This window comes from Citrobacter sp. CF971 (assembly GCF_006385635.1).
In the GTDB taxonomy this organism is placed as follows: domain Bacteria; phylum Pseudomonadota; class Gammaproteobacteria; order Enterobacterales; family Enterobacteriaceae; genus Citrobacter; species Citrobacter freundii.
On sequence record NZ_CP041051.1, the window covers coordinates 3058594 to 3080331 of the forward strand.

The 21738-nt window shown below is 51.6% G+C and carries 18 protein-coding genes; 3 read left to right on the forward strand and 15 right to left on the reverse strand.

Annotation, left to right across the window (positions count from 1 at the left end; genetic code table 11):
• The 10 genes from gmd to E6P06_RS18445 all read right to left on the reverse strand — a co-directional run bounded on the left by gmd (position 1) and on the right by E6P06_RS18445 (position 10028).
• On the reverse strand, positions 1–1122 hold the full coding sequence (gene gmd / locus E6P06_RS18400; RefSeq protein WP_003036748.1) for a GDP-mannose 4,6-dehydratase: 1122 nt from the start codon (positions 1120–1122) through the stop codon (positions 1–3).
• 24 nt (positions 1123–1146) lie between these two features.
• A complete protein-coding gene (wcaF, locus tag E6P06_RS18405) occupies positions 1147–1701 on the reverse strand; it encodes a colanic acid biosynthesis acetyltransferase WcaF (RefSeq protein ID WP_003841800.1) in 555 nt (184 codons plus the stop codon).
• 9 nt (positions 1702–1710) lie between these two features.
• Entirely contained in the window at positions 1711–2457 is a 747-nt protein-coding gene (gene wcaE / locus E6P06_RS18410) for a colanic acid biosynthesis glycosyltransferase WcaE (RefSeq protein ID WP_139935548.1), read from the reverse strand.
• A gap of 5 nt (positions 2458–2462) precedes the next feature.
• Positions 2463–3680, reverse strand: coding sequence for a colanic acid polymerase WcaD (gene wcaD, locus E6P06_RS18415; RefSeq protein WP_139935549.1), 1218 nt, complete (start codon positions 3678–3680; stop codon positions 2463–2465).
• The gene (gene wcaC, locus E6P06_RS18420; protein ID WP_003036756.1) at positions 3655–4872 is read right to left on the reverse strand and encodes a colanic acid biosynthesis glycosyltransferase WcaC; all 1218 of its coding nucleotides are present in this window, start codon (positions 4870–4872) and stop codon (positions 3655–3657) included. Before wcaC ends, wcaD begins: the two co-directional genes overlap by 26 nt.
• Positions 4869–5357: a colanic acid biosynthesis acetyltransferase WcaB gene (gene wcaB / locus E6P06_RS18425; RefSeq protein WP_003841792.1), complete on the reverse strand. Its 489-nt coding sequence runs from the start codon at positions 5355–5357 to the stop codon at positions 4869–4871. The genes wcaC and wcaB overlap by 4 nt, the downstream gene beginning before the upstream one ends.
• Positions 5358–5359: 2 nt before the next feature.
• Positions 5360–6202 (reverse strand): colanic acid biosynthesis glycosyltransferase WcaA, encoded by an 843-nt coding sequence (gene wcaA, locus E6P06_RS18430; RefSeq protein WP_049014348.1) that lies wholly within the window; start codon positions 6200–6202, stop codon positions 5360–5362.
• A 72-nt stretch (positions 6203–6274) separates the two neighbouring features.
• Complete coding sequence (wzc, locus tag E6P06_RS18435; RefSeq protein ID WP_139935550.1) at positions 6275–8437, reverse strand: tyrosine-protein kinase Wzc; 2163 nt, start codon at positions 8435–8437, stop codon at positions 6275–6277.
• Positions 8434–8883, reverse strand: coding sequence for a low molecular weight protein-tyrosine-phosphatase Wzb (gene wzb, locus E6P06_RS18440; protein WP_139935551.1), 450 nt, complete (start codon positions 8881–8883; stop codon positions 8434–8436). The genes wzc and wzb overlap by 4 nt, the downstream gene beginning before the upstream one ends.
• A gap of 5 nt (positions 8884–8888) precedes the next feature.
• Positions 8889–10028 carry a polysaccharide export protein gene (locus tag E6P06_RS18445; protein ID WP_003036765.1) on the reverse strand — a complete coding sequence of 380 codons (1140 nt, stop codon included), beginning with the start codon at positions 10026–10028 and terminating at the stop codon, positions 8889–8891.
• Between the two features lie 656 nt (positions 10029–10684).
• On the opposite strand from E6P06_RS18445, the gene E6P06_RS18450 reads away from it, so the two are divergent.
• On the forward strand, positions 10685–12268 hold the full coding sequence (locus E6P06_RS18450) for a TerC family protein (RefSeq protein ID WP_003841782.1): 1584 nt from the start codon (positions 10685–10687) through the stop codon (positions 12266–12268).
• Positions 12269–12312: 44 nt separating this feature from the next.
• Here E6P06_RS18450 and asmA read toward each other — a convergent pair whose 3' ends face one another.
• The 3 genes from asmA to udk all read right to left on the reverse strand — a co-directional run bounded on the left by asmA (position 12313) and on the right by udk (position 15507).
• Positions 12313–14166 (reverse strand): outer membrane assembly protein AsmA, encoded by a 1854-nt coding sequence (gene asmA, locus E6P06_RS18455; protein WP_139935552.1) that lies wholly within the window; start codon positions 14164–14166, stop codon positions 12313–12315.
• Positions 14167–14192: 26 nt separating this feature from the next.
• Positions 14193–14774 carry a dCTP deaminase gene (gene dcd / locus E6P06_RS18460; RefSeq protein ID WP_003036774.1) on the reverse strand — a complete coding sequence of 194 codons (582 nt, stop codon included), beginning with the start codon at positions 14772–14774 and terminating at the stop codon, positions 14193–14195.
• A 91-nt stretch (positions 14775–14865) separates the two neighbouring features.
• Positions 14866–15507, reverse strand: coding sequence for a uridine kinase (gene udk, locus E6P06_RS18465; RefSeq protein ID WP_003841777.1), 642 nt, complete (start codon positions 15505–15507; stop codon positions 14866–14868).
• Positions 15508–15822: 315 nt separating this feature from the next.
• On the opposite strand from udk, the gene E6P06_RS18470 reads away from it, so the two are divergent.
• Positions 15823–19152: a diguanylate cyclase gene (locus E6P06_RS18470; protein ID WP_139935553.1), complete on the forward strand. Its 3330-nt coding sequence runs from the start codon at positions 15823–15825 to the stop codon at positions 19150–19152.
• On the opposite strand, the gene alkA is transcribed toward E6P06_RS18470, so the two are convergent.
• Positions 19120–19989, reverse strand: a complete 870-nt coding sequence (alkA, locus tag E6P06_RS18475; RefSeq protein ID WP_139935554.1) for a DNA-3-methyladenine glycosylase 2 — start codon at positions 19987–19989, stop codon at positions 19120–19122. The two genes, E6P06_RS18470 and alkA, sit on opposite strands and share 33 nt — an antisense overlap.
• 136 nt (positions 19990–20125) lie before the next feature.
• Here alkA and yegD point away from each other — a divergent pair, with 136 nt between their 5' ends.
• Positions 20126–21478 carry a molecular chaperone gene (gene yegD / locus E6P06_RS18480; protein WP_003841770.1) on the forward strand — a complete coding sequence of 451 codons (1353 nt, stop codon included), beginning with the start codon at positions 20126–20128 and terminating at the stop codon, positions 21476–21478.
• Between the two features lie 99 nt (positions 21479–21577).
• Here yegD and E6P06_RS18485 read toward each other — a convergent pair whose 3' ends face one another.
• Positions 21578–21637, reverse strand: coding sequence for a type I toxin-antitoxin system Ibs family toxin (locus E6P06_RS18485; RefSeq protein WP_106672390.1), 60 nt, complete (start codon positions 21635–21637; stop codon positions 21578–21580).
• Between the last annotated feature and the right edge of the window lie 101 nt (positions 21638–21738).

Genomic DNA, 21738 nt, shown 5'->3' on the forward strand with positions numbered 1-21738 from the left:
TCAGTACTCCAGCGCGATGGCAACCTCGTAACCGTGCGACTTGAGCAGGGAATGTTTCTTCGCCGCATCAAGATCGTTAGCAACCATTTCCGAGATCATCTGGCGCAGCGTGATTTCCGGTTTCCAGCCCAGTTTTTCATGTGCTTTGGCCGGATCGCCCAGCAGCGTTTCCACCTCAGCCGGACGGAAGTAGCGCGGGTCAACGGCAATCATGACATCGCCTGGCTTCACGCCCGGCGCATCATGTCCGGTCACGGAAACCACGATGCCTTTTTCATTCACGCCCTCACCTTCAAAGCGCAATTTAATCCCCAGTTGTGCTGCCGCCATTTCTACAAACTGGCGCACGGAATACTGCACGCCGGTGGCAATCACGAAATCTTCCGGCTTATCCTGCTGCAGCATCATCCACTGCATCCTGACGTAATCTTTGGCATGCCCCCAGTCGCGCAGTGAATCCATGTTGCCCAGGTACAGGCAAGACTCCAGCCCCTGAGCGATGTTGGCGATCGCCCGGGTAATTTTGCGAGTGACAAAGGTTTCGCCGCGGCGCGGAGACTCGTGGTTAAACAGAATGCCGTTACAGGCATACATCCCGTAAGACTCACGGTAGTTGACGGTTATCCAGTAGGCATACAGCTTAGCAACGGCATACGGTGAACGCGGATAGAACGGCGTGCTCTCTTTCTGCGGGATTTCCTGAACCAGACCATACAGCTCAGAGGTGGACGCCTGATAAAAACGGGTCTTTTTTTCCAGACCCAGGAAGCGGATCGCCTCCAGCAAGCGCAAGGTGCCGATCGCATCAACGTCTGCGGTGTATTCCGGTGAATCAAACGACACCGCAACGTGGCTCATGGCACCCAGGTTATAGACTTCATCCGGTTGGACTTCCTGTAAAATACGGGTCAGATTGGAGGAGTCCGTCAAATCGCCATAGTGCAGATGAAATTTGGGATTGCCTGAATGCGGATCCTGGTAGATGTGGTCCACACGTTCGGTGTTGAATGATGAAGCGCGACGCTTAATACCGTGTACTTCGTACCCTTTTTCCAGCAGGAGTTCTGCCAGGTAAGAACCATCCTGCCCGGTTACGCCAGTAATGAGAGCGACTTTTGACATGTTATAACCTCTTCAGTGATCCCCTCAGGGAGTAACTTTCTCGACGCGTTCGCGCGTGACTACTGCGGGATTTCCCCGACAAATGACATTTGCTGGCAGCGATTTAAATACGCTGCTTCGTGCTCCGACGACGGTGCCATCGCCAATCGTTACGCCAGGCGCGACAAAGACATCTGTCGCCAGCCAGCATTTATCGCCAACCACTATCGGTGTGGCGTTAATATCAAAATGTTGGCTGGCATAATCATGACTCCCGGTGCATAAATAACTTTTTTGCGAAATAACTGCGTGGGCCCCAATCGTAATATCACCTAACGTATATAAAACCGCGTCATCACCCACCCAGGCATAATCTCCCAGAGTTAGTTTCCACGGATAAGTAATTTTTACTGAAGGCCGAATGACTACGTTTTTTCCTATTTTTGCGCCAAACATCCGTAATAAAAATGCACGCCAGCGATACATGACCTGTGGAGACCAGCGAAATAATGTTGATTGCACCGCCCACCATAATTGCACTTTAATAGCGCCGCCGCCGCGAAAACCTCCAGGCACTTTAAATCCGCTTAAGTCTTGCATATTGTGCTCTTACGTTTTTCCATATAAGGTTTTTGCTTTATCGGTTGTGCGCAGACGTAAATATTCTGACAAACCGGTCCAAAAACCAGGCATATGTAATATCTGGCGCTGTACTTTTTTGGCATCCCGGCACAATTCCAGATTATTCGTCGTTGAAACTCCGCCCATAGAAAATTCCGACACCAACCCGCGCAGCTTTTTAAAAGCGTAACCGGATTTGTATAATTTGGCTGCCAACGCGTAATCTGACGATATTTTATATTGCAAATCATAATGCCAGACATTCAGTCCTGAGAGAGGAAAGAATATTGCCTGATGGCTGGCGGGCAGGCTGTGATAAATATACCAACCCGGTTTTGCCCGACGCTTAATTTTGTTGCCATTGCCGAAATCCAGCAACGCATCGCCAATGACCATAGTTTGGTCACTCTGCATTTTTAGCTGGCGGATAAAACAAGCCGCATTCACATGCAGAATATCCCCGGAGTTGAGGAACAATGCAAACCGCCCGCGCGCCATGGCGATGCCTTTGTTCATCGCATCATAGATGCCGTTATCCGGCTCGCTGACAAACCGTAACCGGTGTTCTCCACTGAGTCCTTCAAGAAACGCCGACGTACCATCCGAGGAGCCGCCATCAACAACAATCCACTCAAAACTGATATCACCCGCTTGCGCCAGATGTGCCAGCGACGCGTGAGTTTTGACGATCCCTTCCAGATTGCGAAAGGCGACGGTAATGATACTGAGCAGCATGTGAGTTACCTCGCGATATTCAGCGCCTTGCGCAAAATAAACGGACACACAATTAAAAATGCGTATTCCGGACTAAATACTGAACCTGTAAAAAACAGTGACAATGGTGTAAAAAGATAAAGCTGCACCCGATAATTCTGATTATCGCCAAACGCATTGATCATCATTTTCATGACTTTCCCCATGTACCATAGGGCTAATATCACCGCGAACCATGAAAAATAAATAATCAGCAGATACAAGCCATTGTCTATTGTTTTACCGACATCTGCACCGTTAAAAATTCCGAATGACGCGACGTATTCATAAAGTGAGCCAAATCTCACTACGCCATCAACGTTCAGTAACGAATAACCGACCATCACTAATGGTCCTACGATACGATAATACGATGACGAACCTTCAGTTCCTAAATCACCAAGCCGCATTGCGATGTACGGAAAAGCAAATATCACACCAACTAAAAACACGCTCAATGAGATTATCGCCAGAGGTAGCTTCTTTTTTATCGCATCCTTATTTAGGTACTGAAACGCCCATTCCAGGAGGTAAAACAAAATAAACGTCATTACTCCTGAAAACGATCCCGATAATATTACCCCTACCAGAATCATAGCATCGGACTTAGGTGTTTTGATACCAAACTGTTTGATACTGAGCCAAATTGAGATTAACGCCAGAGCGAAGAATGCCGGTTCGAAATAGAGCGCGGTGGTTCGTTTCCCACCAAACTTAATAAAGTTCAGAACATAGCTGTTACTGTAAATAAGATATTTCGAAATAACTTCCATTAAACTGCTGCCGCCGCTGAGAATTATCTGTGCCATTTCAGCTGCAGCTAACCCCACCACCAGTCCCACAACCAGCCAGAAAAAGCGCAAGATTTTAATGTAGTTATGCGGTGAAATGGTTTTGAAGCGAATACTCCATACCATGCCAATAATCACCACGGTATAGATAAACAACATGGCGGACGTCACGTACTTGCTGGCATCCAGTGACTGACCGAACAGATAGTTAAATGCCGTCAGTCCGCCCCCTACGCCCAGCGCGATCATTAATTTTTTGATATTGATGCGCTCGATAAACAGCAACAGCAGAACGGGTAAAAAGGTGACGATAGTTATCGGGAAGCTCTCGCCAAGCTGGGCGAGTTTGACGTTTACTAGCAGATAAAGCAGCGGTAGCACCAGATAGCTACAGATTCTGATAGAACGAGACATATTCCTCCAGCATCTGTTGTCCACTGTATGCCAACTGGCTGCGCTGGCTAAATGCGGCAAGCGACGTGTCAAATACCGCCTGCGCAATGTCTGATTTTTTCAGCTGCACCAGTTGCAACACTTCAGCTTCGCTGAACGTTTTTCCACCTGATTTAGCCAGCACTTCCTGCGCGGCATCGCTGTGCGTGGCTATTACCGGTACGCCGATGGACAGCGCTTCGCACAGAATCAGCGGGTAGTTATCGACACGGGAGCTGAACACCAGTCCATCCATCTGATTAAGCGCACTCATCAACGTGCGCTTATCGCTCTCAAAACCGTGATTGATGACGTTATCTCCCGCAAATGGCGAAAATTTGCCGAAGGTATGCAACTCAATTTTGTCTCCGAGCGCGGTAATAGCTCGCACCAGTTGCTGACTGGTTTTGCCGTCATAGCGCAGGTCATGAGCCACCACGGCAATTTTCGGCCGACCGCTCTCCTCAGGCATCGCGGGTAGTTCGGCAAGAATGGTTTCAGTTGCCACATCAATGCCATTATTGATAATGCGGCAGCGTCCCGCGCCATACAGGCTGTTGAAGGCGTCGGCCACATGCTGACTGGGCGAGATAAACTGGCAACCCAGCGCCAGCATCGCACGAAACATCTGCCGCTTAACGGGCAACTGTTGATGGGCTTTATCGATTTTTACCGGCGGATAGTTGCTCAGCGTTGGGCATTGCAGACAGCCCGTTTTCCAGCCTTCGCAGCCATCGGTAAAGGCACAGCGCCCGGTCACACTCCAGTGATCGTGCAGCGTCCAGACGAAGGTGATATCCGGTTTATGCGCTTTCACTTTTTGGCAAAAGGAGACTACCTCTTCCAGGTTCAACCAGTAGCTGTGCAACACATGAAAATGCAGTACCAGCGGGCCGTTAGTGCGGGTAACCGTACGATATAGCTTGTCGAGATTGCCGAACATGTCGCGGTTCGCGAAACGAAACAGCGCAATGTTCGCCGCCGACGTCAGGCGCGGCGTATATTTGATAACCTGCGGGTATTTCGCATGGCTGGCGCTTTTTTTACCGCCTTTGCCATAGCCATAGACAAAACGCGACGACAGCCCTTTTTCCAGCGACCTCAGATGCAAATCTAACGCCACGCCTGCCGCCCCACCTTCTGCGAGTCGCACATTAAATTGTAATATCTTCATTTTATTACCTTCACCCGTGCCTTCTCGCCCACGACCAGCGCATTGTCCGGAACGCTATCCACCACGACGCTCCCGGCACCAATCGTCACGTTATCGCCAATAGCAACGTCGCCAAGCAGAGTGACATTGGCCCCCAGCTCAACGCTGTTACCGATTACCGGGCAGGACAAATCGTTGGTGCCAAGATTGCCGATGGTGACGCCGTGGCGTAGGGTAAAATCATCCCCCACAACCACGTGTTTATTGATAACCACCCCATAGCCATGATGGATGGTGAAACGACGACCGATTGATGCAGCAGCCTGAATCTCATAGCCAAACAGGCATTCGGTGATAAGGCGGTACATCACCAGTACCGGGGCGGCCCACAGGTTGTTTATGATATTTTTTTTACGCCAGACGGAGCAAAAATGGGCAATCCGATAGGCCACCACCATGCAGCAGGGGCGCAGACTCCAGCCGTTCACGCGTAAATCTTCCAGCATAATTAGCGTCCTCGCAGTCCGTCGGCCAGACGCTTACTGTTGCGAACAGAAAGCAGCGTCAGCAGCGTGCGCCAGTTCATCCGTTTGTTGCGGATCTGATAGAGGGTAAACAGCTGATATTTCTTGCTGGCCCGGTCAAATTTGCCTTTGTGCTTGCGGTAAAACTGAAAGTAGCCGGAGAATTTATTTGGCGATGAGGTAATGCGCATCTCACCGTGATTCACATGCAGGATCTGCGTTGCCTCCTTGACCTTCCACGGTTTGCCATACGCCACCACCATGCGCAGGAAGATGTCGTAATCCTGCGCCGCTTTCAGCGTGGTATCGAACAGACATGCTTTAAACCGCCATGCCCAGGTAAATACCTGATTACCAATGATGTTGCGCTTATAAAACCTGCGGCGTGAATAAACGGACTTCGGATAGAGCGGCAGACTGGTCGGCTGCGAATACACTTCGCCCTCACAGACATAGTCATTGGCATACAGAAACGCCCGCGTGACCAAATGATGGCGATAGTTGAGAAATACACTCAGTCGGTTCGGCGTCCATTCATCATCATCATCAATCCCCGTAATGTATTGCCCGTTGGCCTGCATAATGGCCTGATTACGCACCGCGCAGGCCCCGGAGTTGGTGGAATTATGCGTATACGACACGCGCGGATCGTTGAGTTCCTCAACAAACTGCTGCAACTGCTCATATGAGGAAGAGCAATCATCCACAATGATCATCTCCCAGTAAGGATAGTCCTGGCGCAACACCGATTTAATCGCCCGAATGGCCAGCTGCTGGCGGTTCCAGGTTGGCATGTAAATTGAAATTAGCGGGTTTTCTGTGGTCATTTTCGTTTCCAAAAAAAGTTGCCTGATGGCACTACGCTTATCAGGCCTACATTCGATATGCGTTGCTGTTAGTTATTTCGAATCCGACGTGTATTCGTATTCGTAGTAGCCGTAATCCTGATACCCGCTGGCGCGGCGGAAGATCGAGTTGAGGATCACCCCTTTCACCTGAATGCCATTTTGCTCGAAGCGGCCCAGGCTGGTTTCCACCTCTTTCAGCGTGTTGACCGCATAACGCGCTACCATCAGCGTGGTGCCGACGTGGCGCCCTACGATAGCCGCATCGGTCACCGCCAGAATTGGTGGGGTGTCAATCAACACCAGGTCATAGTGCGAGCTGGCCCAGGCAATCAGTTCACCGAAGCGCTCGCTCATCAACAGTTCGGAAGGATTGGGAGGAATTTGACCGCGAGGGATCAGATCAAAATGCGGAATCGATGTCGGTTTAGCGCTGGATGAGATATCCCCTTTGCCAATGAGGATCTCAGACAGGCCGTTGACATTATTGGTCCCCAGCAGTTCGTGGGTATAGCCTTTGCGCATGTCGCAGTCGATCAATAGCACACGTTTGTTAGTCTGACTAATAACTGCCGCCAGGTTAGCGCAGACAAACGTTTTCCCAATCGACGGGCTGACGCCGGTCAGCATCAATACGTTGTTACGCGCCTGCATCATGGCAAAGTGCAGGCTGGTGCGCAGGCTGCGGACCGCTTCGATGGCGAGATCCGTCGGATTCCCCACGGCCAGCAGTTGGCTTTGCTTGTAGCGTTTCACACCTTTAATGGTCTGAACGTTATCACGCGCTTTTTGCCATTCAGACAGCGGAATACTGGCATACACGCTGATACCATGCTCTTCCAGCGCCTGCGGGCTTTCAATACCGCGATTAAACAGAGAACGCAGCAGTACGCCCACCACGGAAAGCATTAAACCGAGAATGATACTGCCGAGAATAATCAGCGCCGTTTTCGGCTTCAGCACGCCAGGCTGGGCAATCGCGGGATCGACAATGCGCACATCGCCGACCGTACTGGCCTCGGTAATCTTCAGTTCCTGTTGCTTGTTCAGCAACTGCATATAGACCTGCTGACCGGACTCCACATCACGCGTCAGGCGAACAATTTCCTGCTGCGTTTTCGGCATCGCCGTTACGCGCCCGTTCAGCTTACTTTTCTCATCTTCCAGCGCCTGGCGTTTTTCCAGCAGCGTGCGGTACGCCGGATGCGCTTTGGTGAACAGCTTGGAAATCTCCGCTTCTTTGAAGGTCAGTTCATTCAGTTGCGCATCGATATTCACCATCGAATCCAGCACCGCTTTGGCTTCCAGCGGCAAATCCACGGAGTCTTTATCCTGACGAAAGGCGTTCAGCTTGTTTTCAGCAACATCCAGGTGGTTACGCACTTCAGGCAACTGTCTGGCCAGAAACGCCAGACTTTTGGCGGCCTCTTCGGATTTACGTTCCACGTTTTGTTGCAGATAGTTACGGGTAATACTGTCGAGGATCTGGCGGATTTGCTCGCGGTCTTCACCGGTAAAAGTCAGGCTCAATACACCGGTATCTTTGCCTGTTTCCGCCACCATCAGATTATTTTGCAGGGTGTTTATCATGCCCAGCGTGGAGAATTTACGGACGGTAAATTGGCTCTCCGGGCTGGCATGAATCGCCTCAACCAGCATCGTCACGCCATCGTGTTCCAACACCTTGCCGACTTGCCCCCGAACGCTAAAACCCCCGTCACTCACCAGTTGATAACTTTTGTCATTCAGCACATTGAGCGTGAAGGTCTGTTCATTCATTGCCTTTGGCAGCGTGAAGGTAGTCACATTAACCGTTTCGTTCTGACGGCCCCTCAGCCGGTCCCAGCCCGCGCCAAAAATAGGGAACGTATCTTTGGTAACGCCGATATCGAGGTTGAGATCGTCTACCGTTTTCCCTAATACCAGTCGTGACTGAATGAGCTGAATTTCCGCTTCCGAGGCCGGGGGTTTGTTCGACAACGCCGAGCCAATATCCTGCACCAATGAATTTCCAGTATTTTGCTCAATTTGCACCAGCGCGTCCGCACTATAGATGGGGGTGGCGAACAGTGTGTAGACCGCGGCACACAATGCAAAAGCCGCGGTAATGCCAAGTACCCACCAGCGGGCTTCCACCACCGTTGCGACCAGACGACCAATATCGATTTCATCATTGCCCGTTACCGGCGCAGCAGACTGTTTTACTTTTTCTGTCATCTTTTTCCCTGCTCTGCGTTCAGTGCCTGAGCCCATTGGCGGGCAGACCGTTCAAGTAATGTGTACACCGCGTCAAACGCATCACGGCTTTTACGATATGGATCGGGAATTTCGCGCTCGCTGTCCCAGTGACCAAAAAGCATCACTTTGCCGCGCATCTCCGGCACCATTTCACACAGGGCAGAGATATGGCGCTTTTCCATGGCCAGGATCAGGTCATACTCCCGGCACATTCGTCCCGAAATCTGCCGGGCACAATGATTATCCAGTGACAGGTTGTGCTCCTGCGCCACGCTAATGGCGCACGGATCCGCGCCTTTCCCCACCAGCGCCCCAAGACCGGCAGAAGAGACCGTCAACGCCGGGTGAAATTGCCTTAACAAGCGCTCTGCCGTCGGAGAACGGCAAATGTTCCCCACACAGACAACTAAGATTTTGTTAAACATGACGATTACCAGTTGTGAAGGTCGCTGGCCGTGTCCGTCATATAGCGAACACCGCTAATAGTCGGCAGCAACTGATTGATCAAACGGTTCCAGCGAGCAACCGGCGCAGTAGTGACGTACACCACATCGTATGGCTGGAGTCGGAATGATGTTGCCATCACCAGCGACGTCGCATCGGACATATCAAGCTGATAGATATTGGCGATCTTGCCGTTGTTCCCGCCCTCGCCTTTCAATGGTCGAATAACGAAAATACCGCTGGCATTGGAGGTGGTCAGGTCAATACCTTCGGCATTGCCCAGCGCTTCGGTAAGCGTCATGCCACTGAAGTCCATTTTGAGGGTGCTCTGTTTTTTCACTTCCCCCATTACAAAGACTTTCAGATCGTCATTACGCGGGACAAACAGAATGTCGCCAGGATAGAGCAGTCGGTTCTGGCTCAGGTCGCCATTTTGCATCAGTGCTTGCAGTGAAATGCGTTGCTCCTGCCCTTTATGAGTCAGCACAACGTTGCGCCAGTCTGCCGCTTCGGTGAGACCGCCTGCGGCGTTAATGGCATCGAGAACGGTAAGTGGCACGTTGGTGATGGCCTGCTGACCAGATTTGTTCACCTGTCCGGAGACATAGGCCTTCTGCGAGCGGAAAGCGGCGATATTAACGTCCACCTGCGGGTCAGCAATGTACTTCGCTAAGCGCCCGGTAATATCACTACGAATCTCTGCCAACGTTTTCCCTACCACGCTGACTTTGCCGATGTAGGGGTAAAACATCGTGCCATCAGGTTGTACCCAGTTGCCGGTATCGCTTGAGCTACGGTACTGCCCGGCTGGCGTGGTGAGTTCAGGATGGTCCCAGACGGTCACATTCAGGACATCCCCCGGACCGACTCGGTACTGATACCCGGCAATCTCCTGGTCCAGCGACATATTAGGTTGTGCAACATTTGGTCGAGGACGTAATTGTTCTACCAGTCGTGGGGTGAGTGGATAAACATTCACCATGCGATCGATATCAAAATCAGCGTCCTGCTGTTTAATCACATCTTTGCCCATCGTAGACATATTGCTGCCCGGAAGCACGGTACAACCGTTTATCAAGATTACCGATACCAATACTGGTATCAATTTAAGTTTGGATTTCATCATTGATTATTTATCACTTTGGCAGAGTAATTATCACATGCAATCTAAATAGCGACTTCGCCTGTACGTATTTACCTTGCCGTTAATTGAAATGGAATTTAACTGGCATCAGTCCTAAAAAAAATGAATTCATCTGCGGTCTCTTGACAGAATAATTTAGGCTTGTTTCAGGCGACCAGACACGCTACCGCCCCTGGCTTCACTAGCTACCAATGCACTGATTAATTTAAATTTTTATCTTCTCCTTTATTTTCATCACATTTACAGCGGCAACGCATCGGGAATGCGCGCCACTGGTTAATGAGGAAATATTTATCTTTTGATTATTACCGCAAGAATTGTTGCAGCTAAGCGAATATCAGGCAAGATAACAAGCCACCGATACCAAGCTTTTAAGATTAATATTAAGCGTTGGGTTTGTATATTTTTAGGATTTTATTGATGTTGACAATATTGATATAAAAACATCCCACCTGCGATATTTCCTAAATATATTTAGATTAGTAAAATAATTTCCTGTAGTGACATTAAGGCTATTATCCTGCATCTGTTCTGATATAACCGACAGAGAAATCCCCTCTCGCCATTGCATTTTTCGCCAGTTTTACCCATGATCGAATTGTGACAATTGTCATACAACTATGGGTATAGCATTTACTATGGAATGGATTGCCGATCCGTCAATCTGGGCCGGACTGGTCACGTTAATCGTGATCGAACTTGTTCTTGGCATTGATAATCTTGTTTTTATTGCCATCCTCGCGGAGAAACTACCTCCAGCCCAGCGGGATAAGGCGCGTATTACCGGGCTACTGCTGGCGATGGTTATGCGCCTGCTGCTGCTGGCATCAATATCCTGGCTGGTAACACTGACCACGCCGCTGTTCAGCATTCGCGATCTCAGCTTCAGCGCCCGCGATCTGATCATGCTGTTCGGCGGTTTCTTCCTGCTGTTTAAAGCCACTATGGAGCTCAACGAACGGCTGGAAGGAAAAGACAGCGACAATCCCACCCAGCGTAAAGGCGCTAAGTTCTGGGGTGTGGTCGCGCAGATCGTGGTGCTGGACGCCATATTCTCTCTCGATTCCGTCATTACCGCTGTTGGGATGGTCGATCACCTGGCCGTGATGATGGCTGCGGTGATTATTGCCATCAGCCTGATGGTGCTGGCGAGCAAGTCGCTGACGCGCTTTGTCAACAGTCATCCAACTATCGTTATTCTGTGCCTGAGCTTCTTGCTGATGATTGGTTTTAGCCTGGTGGCCGAAGGGTTTGGTTTCCATATCCCGAAAGGTTACCTGTACGCGGCCATCGGCTTCTCGGTGATGATCGAAGCATTGAACCAGTTGGCTATTTTTAACCGTCGTCGCTTCCTCTCAGCCAACCATACTCTGCGCCAGCGCACCGCCGAAGCGGTAATGCGGCTGCTGAGCGGGCAAAAAGAAGATGCCGAACTGGATGCCGAAACCGCGGCAATGCTGGCGGACCATCATGAAGGTCAGATTTTCGCGCCTCAGGAGCGGAGGATGATTGAACGTGTGCTGAACCTTAATCAGCGTACCGTCAGCAGTATCATGACCTCGCGTCACGATATTGAACACATCGACCTCAATGCTCCCGAAGCAGAAATCCGCGCCTTACTGGAAAAAAACCAGCATACGCGTCTGGTGGTCACTGGCGAAGACGGGCAGGAAGAACTGCTTGGCGTGGTGCATGTCATCGATTTGCTGCAACAGTCTCTGCGCGGCGAGCCGCTCGACCTGCGCGTCCTGATTCGCCAGCCGCTGGTGTTCCCGGAAACTCTGCCGCTACTTCCGGCGCTTGAGCAGTTCCGAAACGCCCGGACGCACTTCGCGTTTGTAGCCGATGAATTTGGTTCCGTCGAAGGGATTGTGACGCTGAGTGATGTGATGGAAACCATCGCCGGCAATCTGCCAAACGAGGTAGAGGAAATCGACGCCCGCCATGATATTCAGAAAAACGCCGATGGTTCATGGACCGCTAACGGGCATATGCCGCTGGAAGACCTTGTGCAGTACGTCCCTATCCCATTAGATGAAAAACGTGAGTATCACACCATTGCCGGGCTTTTAATGGAATATTTGCAGCGCATCCCAAAAACCGGGGAGGAAGTCCAGGTTGGCGACTATCGGCTAAAAACCCTGCAGGTGGAAAATCATCGCGTGCAAAAAGTCCAGCTGATACCGCTACACAGTGAAGAAGAGATGGATTACGAGGTGTAAGTCACGAGCCGGATGGGGCATTAGCCACCATCCGGCAATATGAATCAGAGCTTATCCAGCAACTTTTTAACATCTTTGCCGTTGCGGGAATCTTTATTGCGATCGGCCCAGTCATTCAGGCGACGTTTTGCTTCATCCTGCAGATGTTTACGCAAAAGCTGATCAACTTGCAGACTGTAGTTCAGTGATTGCCATTGACCATAGACTCTGAGAGGAACCGGGGTGGCCTTCAGGAAATTAATCAACTTACTTTCGCCATCCCAACCGCCCAGAACGCGAATGTTAAACAGCGTGTCGCAATTCTGCTTCACCAGATCTAACGTTCCTTTGCCGGTCAGTGCCAACATAGCGGACTCCCCTACCATGTTATCCAGCGTCACCTCACCGTTATCCAGCGTCATATCGGTTACAAAATGATCCAGACGGGTCACGTTCTCCATATTTTGCTGGGCTTTAGCATCTCCACCGCTACGCTCGACGGCCTGCTGTATCATCTGCTGGAAGTTCATCCCTTCCATTCGCGTATCGTTCATTTCGACATGGGCCTGCCCTTGCCAGCTGTGACGAAACGCCTGGGCGTCAATATCCGAGCCGGAAAAATCTCCTGCCAACGACAGCTTGCCGGTGAGTGCGATGGGGTAATCAAAGGCCTTCAGAATAGTGCCAATTTCCACACCTTCCAGGCGCGGATGAAAGACCGCTCGCGGTTCTCCCTTTCTGGCATCCAGCGTGCCGGGCAATGAGATCAGCCCGCCATCACTTTTTCCTTGCAACTGTGCAATGTTCAGTAAGCCTAACCGGTTGTCTATTTTTGCCGAGACATTCTCAAACGCCATTTTCCGCCACAGCACTTTGTCAGCCTGCAAAGCGATGTCTGCCGAAAAACCCTTGAGTCCCTGATACGAAACGGCATCAACCTGGGAAGCAATGACGGGGCGCGCCAGCGTTGACTGACTCTGACCTTGCTGAACTTCACCTTTTGCTGTCACCGCTGCGTCATGTTGTACGAGCAGGTTATCCAGATTGAGCTGACCAAATTTTAGGTCAACGGCCCATTCCGGTTTTTCCAACAAGGCCACATGCGCTTGCCCGGAGAAAGAAGAGTCATTAGCGGTCAAATTTATCTGGCTAAATGAAAGCTGTTTTTTCTCTTCCAGCCATTGCGCCTGAAGATGTCCCTGACCGTTGATCCCCTGCGGCGGCAGATCGGCCCCCTGCAGTTGCCAGCTTAACTGTTCAATATTCGCAGATAAGTTGTGCGGATAATCGGAGGCATCGACCGTACCGTTAAAGGATAACGCGAGATCGCGCTGATCGCGGTTCACACGCCCGGAGAAATCAAACGTACCGCGGTGCTGGCTATCTTGTTCCATCTCCAGACGAATATCGCGAACGGTAACCTGTTCATCGTCTTCATGTTGGAACACCAGAACACTGTCGGCAACGCGCAGACGGGCGATATCAAACGACCATCCTTTGTCTTCCGCCAGATCGGGCAACATATTGTCTTTTGGGGCAACGGGTGCATCTTTGCCGCGTACCGCCTCAGTTTGCGGGGTCAATTGAATCACTGCGCCTTTGAGCATCACTTGCTTCACGCTGAGCTGGTGACTCAACAGCGGCCACAATGCAACGTCGAGACGCATATTATCAGCACGAACCAGGGGTTCGCTGGCGCCTTCAGCCGTTAACATCACTCGCCCTGAGAGGATACTCAGTTGCGGCCATACGTGCCAACGCAGGGGGCCATCCAACTGCAGCTGATACCCGCTACGTACGGCAACCTGCTTGACCATATACGCTCGGAAATCATTCGGATTCACCAACAGTACTAACGCAGAAAAGCCGGCCACCAGCACGACCAGAAGAATCATCAGCGTCGTCAGAAATCGTCTCATGCTATCCCCAATGGACTGATAAACACTCAGTCTTTATCGATCCGGCTGGCAACGGCGCCCTGCTGGTCGCGATATTTCGCATCCTGACGACGGTTGTAGGGTCGCGCTGCCGGACCGGAAAGCGGTTCGAAACTTAACGCGCCAATCGGCATCCCCGGACGCAGAGCCAGCGGTAATTTTCCGGAGTTGTAAAACTCCAGTACGATACAGCCAGACCAGCCCGGATCGATACGGTGTGCGGTGACGTGTACCATCAGTCCCAGACGAGCCAGCGAAGAACGACCATCTAACCAACCGACGAGATCGGAAGGCAGCGTCACGGATTCGAATGTTACCGCCAGTGCAAGTTCCCCCGGATGCAGGAAAAAGGCTTCGCCGTCCTTAAGGACGATTTCATCACTCATCACGCGATCCAGCGCGGCGCTGACTTCATCTTTCGGTCCGCTTAAATCGATATACGCCGCCGTATGACCGCGGAACGTACGGAATTTATTGCCAAGGCGCACATCTACCGTGGCGCCATTGATTCGCTCGACAGGAGGGCGTGGATTGATCGACAGGCGACCTTCATCCAACCAGGCTTCAATATCTCGGTCACATAAACGCATGGCACTTTCTCCTTTCGTGCTTCAAACCCTTAATGCCAGGTGCGTTAAGGGTGAACCAGGTTATCACTGAACGGTACACAATTCGCTGAACTTATTCAAAGAACTGACTGATTTTAGCCTTCAGAATATCGATGGCGATGCGGTTTTTACCCCCGCGCGGCACAATGATGTCGGCGTATTGTTTTGAAGGCTCAATAAATTGCAGGAACATTGGGCGGACGGTTTTCTGGTATTGCGCCATCACCGAATCCATTGAACGACCACGTTCGTTCACATCCCGCTTGATACGGCGCATCAGGCAAATATCTAACGGCGTATCAACAAAAATAGAGAAGTTCATCTCGTCACGCAAACGCGCATCCGTCAGCAGCAAAATGCCTTCCAGTATGATGACTTTCTTGGGTTCGATATGAATAGTGTCTTGCGTACGCGTGTGCTCAACATAGCTATATACCGGCAGCTCAATGGCGGAGCCGCGTTTCAGCGCTTGCAGATGTTGAAACAGCAGGCTGTGGTCCATCGCGTTCGGATGGTCGTAGTTGGTTTTTACACGTTCTTCCATCGACAGATGGCTTTGATCTTTGTAATAGCTGTCTTCGGGAATAACGCCAATATGTTCGTCACCGACTTGTTCACGCAATTCGCGATAAAGAGTACTGGCAATAAGGCTCTTGCCGGAAGCCGATGCGCCGGCAATGCCGATAATGACGCACTGATGGGACTGATCAGTCATAAATTTAGCGACCTGATTAACCTGGATGTAAGGAAGGGCGGCGCCGAAACGCCAAACGCGGCAATTATAGGGATTTCAGCGGCGCGATGCCACCCCAGGCTGCACCAATGCTGTCCCTGTCGCAAATTAAAATGGTCAGATTTAGAACAGCCGCTATATTTATTCACCTGCCTTAGGAATTAATAGCTTGGGAGTGTTAATTTATGAGCAGCTGGCGTATAAATTGTAAATTGTTTGTACTAGCATAATCCCAGATTAAATGTGATGCGTCCGGCATCTCTGCTGGGCGACAACGGCTATTTGGGTAGAGTGGTAATGAGTAAACAATCCCAACATGTTTTAGTTACCTTACCCCATCCTCTACTGCGCCTGGCCAGTTTAGGTCTGGTGGCTTTCATCTTTACGTTGTTTTCGCTGGAACTGTCACGTTACGGCGCACAGCTTGCACCGCTGTGGTTTCCAACCTCTATCATGATGGTGGCTTTTTACCGTCACGCTGGAAAGATGTGGCCTGGGATCGCGCTGGCTTGCTCATTCGGTAGCATCGGCGCCTCTTTACTCTTCTTCCCCGGACAGTCGCTTAATTTCTCCTATACGGTCATTAACATTATTGAGGCTGTTGTTGGCGCAATGTTATTGCGTAAACTGCTGCCCTGGTACAATCCCTTACAAAATCTTAACGACTGGGCGCGTCTGGCATTTGGCAGCGCGGTTGTTCCGCCACTGCTGGGCGGCGTATTGATGTGGATGTTGTTGCCGAAGGAAACTACGTTAAATACCTTTCTCATTTGGGTACTGTCAGAATCCATTGGCGCACTGGCGTTGGTGCCGTTAGGTTTGCTGTTTAAACCACATTACCTGCTGCGCCATCGCGACCCGCGATTATTGCTTGAGACCCTGATTACGCTTCTGGTGACCTTAACGTTCAGTTGGCTATCCATGATGTACATTCCATGGCCATTTACCTGCGTTATTGTCCTGCTGATGTGGAGCGCTGTCCGTCTGCCGCGTATGGAGGCGTTTTTAATATTCCTCAGCACCGTGATGATGGTTTCGCTGATGCTGGCCGCCGACCCTTCACTGCTTTACACCCCGAAACAGAACATGATGACGGACATCCCCTGGTTGCCGTTTTTGATGATCCTGTTGCCCGCCAACATGATGACCATGGTGATGTACGCGTTTCGAGCCGAACGCAAGAACATTTCAGAAAGCGAGTCACGCTTTCGCAACGCCATGGAATATTCCGCGATTGGCATGGCACTGGTTGGCACCGAGGGGCAATGGCTACAGGCCAATAAAGCCTTGTGCCAGTTTCTGGGCTATAGCCAGGAGGAGCTACGTTCGCTGACCTTCCAGCAGTTAACCTGGCCGGAAGATCTGAACAACGACCTTGAACAACTCAACATGCTGGCACGCGGAGAGATTAATAGCTATTCCATGGAAAAACGCTATTACACCCGCGCGGGCGACGTCGTCTGGGCGTTGCTGGCCGTTTCGCTGGTGCGTCATAGCGACAACACTCCACTCTACTTTATCGCGCAGGTTGAGGACATTAACGACCTGAAGCATACCGAGTGGATTAACAAACGGTTGATGGAACGCATTACCCTCGCCAATGAAGCCGGGGGCATTGGGATTTGGGAATGGGAACTGCAGCCTGACGTGATCAGTTGGGATAAACGGATGTTCGATCTGTATGAAGTTCCTGCGCATATAAAGCCCAGCTGGCAAGTCTGGTATGAGTGCGTTGTACCCGAAGATCGCGAGTACGCCGAAAATGTGATTCGTGATTCGCTGGCCGCGCGGGTTCCGTTTAAGCTTGAGTTTCGTATCGCAGTAAAAGATGGCATACGCCATATCCGCTCGTTGGCCAACCGGGTGCTGAATAAAGACGGTGAAGTTGAACGCTTACTTGGTATCAATATGGATATGACCGAAGTGAAGCAGCTTAACGAAGCGCTGTATCAGGAAAAAGAGCGCCTGCACATTACGCTGGACTCAATCGGCGAAGCGGTAATTTGTATTGATGTCTATATGAACGTGACCTTTATGAATCCGGTCGCTGAGAAAATGAGCGGCTGGCAGCAGGACAGTGCCATCGGCATTCCGCTATTGACGGTACTACATATTACTTTTGGCGAGAACGGTCCGCTGATGGAAAATATCTACAGTGCTGACATGTCGCGTACGGCAATCGAGCAGGAAGTGGTCCTGCATTGTCGTAACGGCAACAGTTATGACATTCAGTACAGCATCACGCCCCTCAGCACCCTTGACGGCGGCAGCATTGGTTCGGTGTTAGTCATTCAGGACGTCACAGAGTCACGGAAGATGCTCCGCCAGCTTAGCTACAGTGCCTCACATGATGACCTGACGCAGTTGGCAAACCGGGTCAGCTTCGAAAACCATCTAAAACAATTGCTGCATTCAGTACACGACACTCGCCAGTGCCATGTACTGGTTTTTATCGATTTGGATCGTTTTAAAGCGGTGAACGACAGCGCGGGTCATGCCGCCGGCGATGCCCTGCTGCGTGAACTCTCTGCGCTTATGCTCAGCATGTTGCGATCCAGCGATATGCTGGCGCGCCTTGGCGGCGACGAGTTTGGTCTGTTGCTGCCGGATTGTAATATCGAAAGCGCCCGCTTTATCTCAGGACGCATCATCAGTGCTATTAACAATTACCAATTTATGTGGGAAGGCCGTTTGCACCGTATTGGCGCCAGTGCGGGAATTACGCTGATTGATGAGAAAAACCATGTCGCGACTGACGTTATGTCTCAGGCCGATATCGCCTGCTACGCGGCGAAAAACAGCGGCCGTGGGCGAGTCTGTGTCTATGAACCTCAGCAAAGCCAGGCCCATGCCGCGCGTAGCCAACTGTCATTGGATGAACAAAGACACACTATTACACACAACCCTATGCTGATGATCGCCAGAGGCGTTGCTTCTCCGCGTATACCGGAGACTTTTAGCTTCTGGATTATCTCGCTTCGCTTAGGCACCGCTGAGGGTGAAGTCATTGAAGATCAAGCCTTCCATGCCGGGTTGGTCGATCCCACGTTGAGTCAAGCGCTCGATCGTCGGGTATTCGGCGAGTTCTTCCAGAGTGCTGCCCCGGCTGTCGCCAACAAGGGCCTCAGTATTGCCCTGCCCCTTTCCGCCGCCGGCCTGCTCAACACAGAGCTGGTAGATGAGCTGCTGGAGCACTTGCAACGCAGCCCGCTACCGCCACGATTGCTGCATCTGACCGTTCCATCAAGCGTCATCAAAACAAACCCAACGCAGGCGGTATCCGCACTGCATCGACTGCGCCAGTACGGTTGTCGAATTGTGTTAAGTCAGGTTGGTCGCGACTTAGAGCTTTTTGACAACCTGAAATATCACATTGTCGATTACCTGTTGCTCGACAGCGAGCTAAGTGCCAGCGCTCCCGGCAACCTGATCGACGAAATGTGGGTGTCCATTATCCAGGGTCATGCTCAGCGCCTGGACATAAAAACCATCGCCGGTCCGGTGCAACTGCCGCTCATCATGGATACGCTTTCAGGCATCGGTATTGATATGATTTATGGCGATATTATTGCCGACGCCCAACCGCTGGATCTGCTACTGAATACCAGCAATTTCGCCATCAACTGACGGTTGCCAACCATCCGTATACCAGATATGCAACAGCGCATAGGAGCGCCAGGGTTTCCAGCGCTCTGCATACCGCCGGATCTGGGCTGGTGTCATGCCGGGAAAACGCTGCTTAATCAGATAATCATCCGGCAGAAAAACGTCCTTCGCCTGCCAGCCGCGCAGCGCAAAGTAGTTGGCGGTCCAGCGCCCTATCCCGGGAAATGTTTGTAGCTGCTTAACGCCTTGTTCGATATCGGCAGGGGCTGTTGTCGCGAGCGTTCCTTCAAGGGTTGCATGAGCAAGGTGAATCAACGCTTCAGCGCGTTTGAGCGGCATTCCTAACGTTTTCAGGTGCAGCGGATCGGCGTTGGCAAGCTCTTCTGGAGAGGGAAAACACACATACTCGGGCGCATCCTCCAGCGTATTGCCATAAGCGTGCGCTACTTTCGCTGTCAGTTTTGCGGCCATCGCCACGCTGACTAACTGCCCTAAAATCGCCCGTACCCCTTGCTCAAAAGCATCGACACATCCCGGCAGGCGCAATCCCGGACGCGCCGCGCCGAGGTTACCCGGCGCGCCGACAATTTGCTGCGGGCAACAGGAAAGATCGAACAAGCGCGTTATTTTTGCCAGGCACTCAGAGGCTACAGGCTGTAACCCTGAGCTCAACGTCACGTGTAGCACGTTGGCGTGCAGATCCGGGACAACGCTTACCAGACCACGATGCTCCCCTACGGACAGACTTCGGACATAACTCAGTTCTTCTACGGTTTCGACACCTTCAACCGCACGGGCGGCAAGAAATCCCAGCATCCAGGGCCAGTCATAAGGCGGTTGCCAGCTCAGCGTGAACATTCGGTTTTCCTTTTAAAGCAAACTTACAGCATAAACGGTATTCAATCAGTACGCCTTGCTTTCATATTCCAGTTGTCGGGGCGTCAACTATTCGTTAAAGTCACGCCCCTTCTTCACTGGCATGGGGATTTTTACGGTGTTTATTGGTTTTGACTACGGTACGGCAAACTGTTCAGTGGCCGTTATGCGTGATGGGCAGCCCCACCTGCTCAAAATGGAAAATAACAGCACGCTGCTACCCTCAATGCTGTGCGCACCAACGCGCGAAGCGGTTAGCGAGTGGCTGTATCGCCATCACGACGTTCCAACCACGGACGATGAAACACAGGCGCTGCTTCGCCGTGCGATGCGCTACAATCGCGAAGAGGACATCGACGTTAACGCCAACAGCGTGCAGTTCGGTCTGACATCGCTGGGTCAGTATATTGAAGACCCGGAAGAGGTGTACTTCGTTAAATCGCCAAAATCATTTTTGGGTGCCAGCGGCCTGAAGCCGCAGCAAGTTGCGCTTTTTGAAGATCTGGTCTGTGCAATGATGCTGCACATTCGCAACCAGGCGCAAAGCCAATTGCCGGAAGCTATCACTCAGGCCGTAATTGGTCGCCCCATCAACTTCCAGGGATTAGGTGGCGATGACGCCAACATCCAGGCGCAGGGGATTCTTGAACGTGCGGCCAAACGTGCCGGTTTTCAGGATGTCGTCTTCCAGTACGAGCCGGTAGCAGCGGGGCTGGATTACGAAGCCACACTGCAGGATGAGAAACGCGTGCTGGTGGTAGATATTGGCGGGGGTACGACCGACTGTTCACTGCTGCTGATGGGGCCGCAATGGCATCAGCGCGCCGATCGCGAAAACAGCCTGCTGGGACACAGTGGCTGCCGTGTAGGCGGGAACGATCTGGATATCGCGCTGGCGTTTAAACACCTGATGCCGCTGCTAGGTATGGGCGGTGAGACTGAAAAAGGGATCGCCTTACCGATTCTCCCCTGGTGGAACGCGGTTGCGATCAACGATGTTCCCGCGCAAAGTGATTTCTACAGCAGCGCCAACGGTCGTTTACTGAACGATCTTGTCCGCGACGCGAAAGAAGCCGATAAAGTAGCCTTGCTGCTTAAAGTCTGGCGCGAGCGTCTGAGCTATCGCCTGGTGCGCAGCGCAGAAGAGAGCAAGATCGCGCTTTCCGACCAGACCATTGTAACGGCGGCGATACCGTTTATCAGCGACACGCTGGCAACCGATATTAGTCAACATGGATTGGAGGCCGCGCTCAATCAGCCCCTGGCGCGCATTCTGGAGCAGGTCCAACTGGCGCTGGACAACGCGCAGGAAAAACCGGACGTGATTTATCTGACCGGCGGCAGCGCACGTTCACCGCTGATTAAAAAAGCCCTCGCCCAGCAGCTTCCTGGGATCCCTATCGCGGGTGGCGATGACTTCGGTTCTGTCACCGCCGGTCTGGCCCGCTGGGCTGACGTTGTTTTCCGCTAAGCCGCTCGCAAGCTGAAAGGTGTGCGTATTGACATCACCGTTGCTGTGGCTTATTTTCAGGAGTGAGGGTTAGGGAAGGTTTCCCCTCCCCCTGGTGTCTTAGTAAGCCGGTAAGCTAATGACTAAGAGTATCACCAGTATGATGACGTACTTCATCATAACCCTTTCCTTATTTTGGCCCCTTCCTCGGGAGGGGCTTTCCCGTTCCAGCGTCCCGCTGAAATCTCTGGCTTACCTCCTTTTGCCTTGACCGCACTCTA

Coding starts and splice junctions, on each gene's coding strand:
- alkA (WP_139935554.1), bottom strand. CDS start 19,989: ATGTTCACGCTGAGCTGGCAACCGCCTTATGACTGGCCCTGGATGCTG.
- E6P06_RS18445 (WP_003036765.1), bottom strand. CDS start 10,028: ATGATGAAATCCAAACTTAAATTGATACCAGTATTGGTATCGGTAATC.
- E6P06_RS18450 (WP_003841782.1), top strand. CDS start 10,685: ATGGAATGGATTGCCGATCCGTCAATCTGGGCCGGACTGGTCACGTTA.
- wzb (WP_139935551.1), bottom strand. CDS start 8,883: ATGTTTAACAAAATCTTAGTTGTCTGTGTGGGGAACATTTGCCGTTCT.
- wcaC (WP_003036756.1), bottom strand. CDS start 4,872: ATGAAGATATTACAATTTAATGTGCGACTCGCAGAAGGTGGGGCGGCA.
- E6P06_RS18470 (WP_139935553.1), top strand. CDS start 15,823: ATGAGTAAACAATCCCAACATGTTTTAGTTACCTTACCCCATCCTCTA.
- wcaF (WP_003841800.1), bottom strand. CDS start 1,701: ATGCAAGACTTAAGCGGATTTAAAGTGCCTGGAGGTTTTCGCGGCGGC.
- asmA (WP_139935552.1), bottom strand. CDS start 14,166: ATGAGACGATTTCTGACGACGCTGATGATTCTTCTGGTCGTGCTGGTG.
- wzc (WP_139935550.1), bottom strand. CDS start 8,437: ATGACAGAAAAAGTAAAACAGTCTGCTGCGCCGGTAACGGGCAATGAT.
- dcd (WP_003036774.1), bottom strand. CDS start 14,774: ATGCGTTTATGTGACCGAGATATTGAAGCCTGGTTGGATGAAGGTCGC.
- wcaB (WP_003841792.1), bottom strand. CDS start 5,357: ATGCTGGAAGATTTACGCGTGAACGGCTGGAGTCTGCGCCCCTGCTGC.
- udk (WP_003841777.1), bottom strand. CDS start 15,507: ATGACTGATCAGTCCCATCAGTGCGTCATTATCGGCATTGCCGGCGCA.
- wcaD (WP_139935549.1), bottom strand. CDS start 3,680: ATGTCTCGTTCTATCAGAATCTGTAGCTATCTGGTGCTACCGCTGCTT.
- gmd (WP_003036748.1), bottom strand. CDS start 1,122: ATGTCAAAAGTCGCTCTCATTACTGGCGTAACCGGGCAGGATGGTTCT.
- wcaA (WP_049014348.1), bottom strand. CDS start 6,202: ATGACCACAGAAAACCCGCTAATTTCAATTTACATGCCAACCTGGAAC.
- wcaE (WP_139935548.1), bottom strand. CDS start 2,457: ATGCTGCTCAGTATCATTACCGTCGCCTTTCGCAATCTGGAAGGGATC.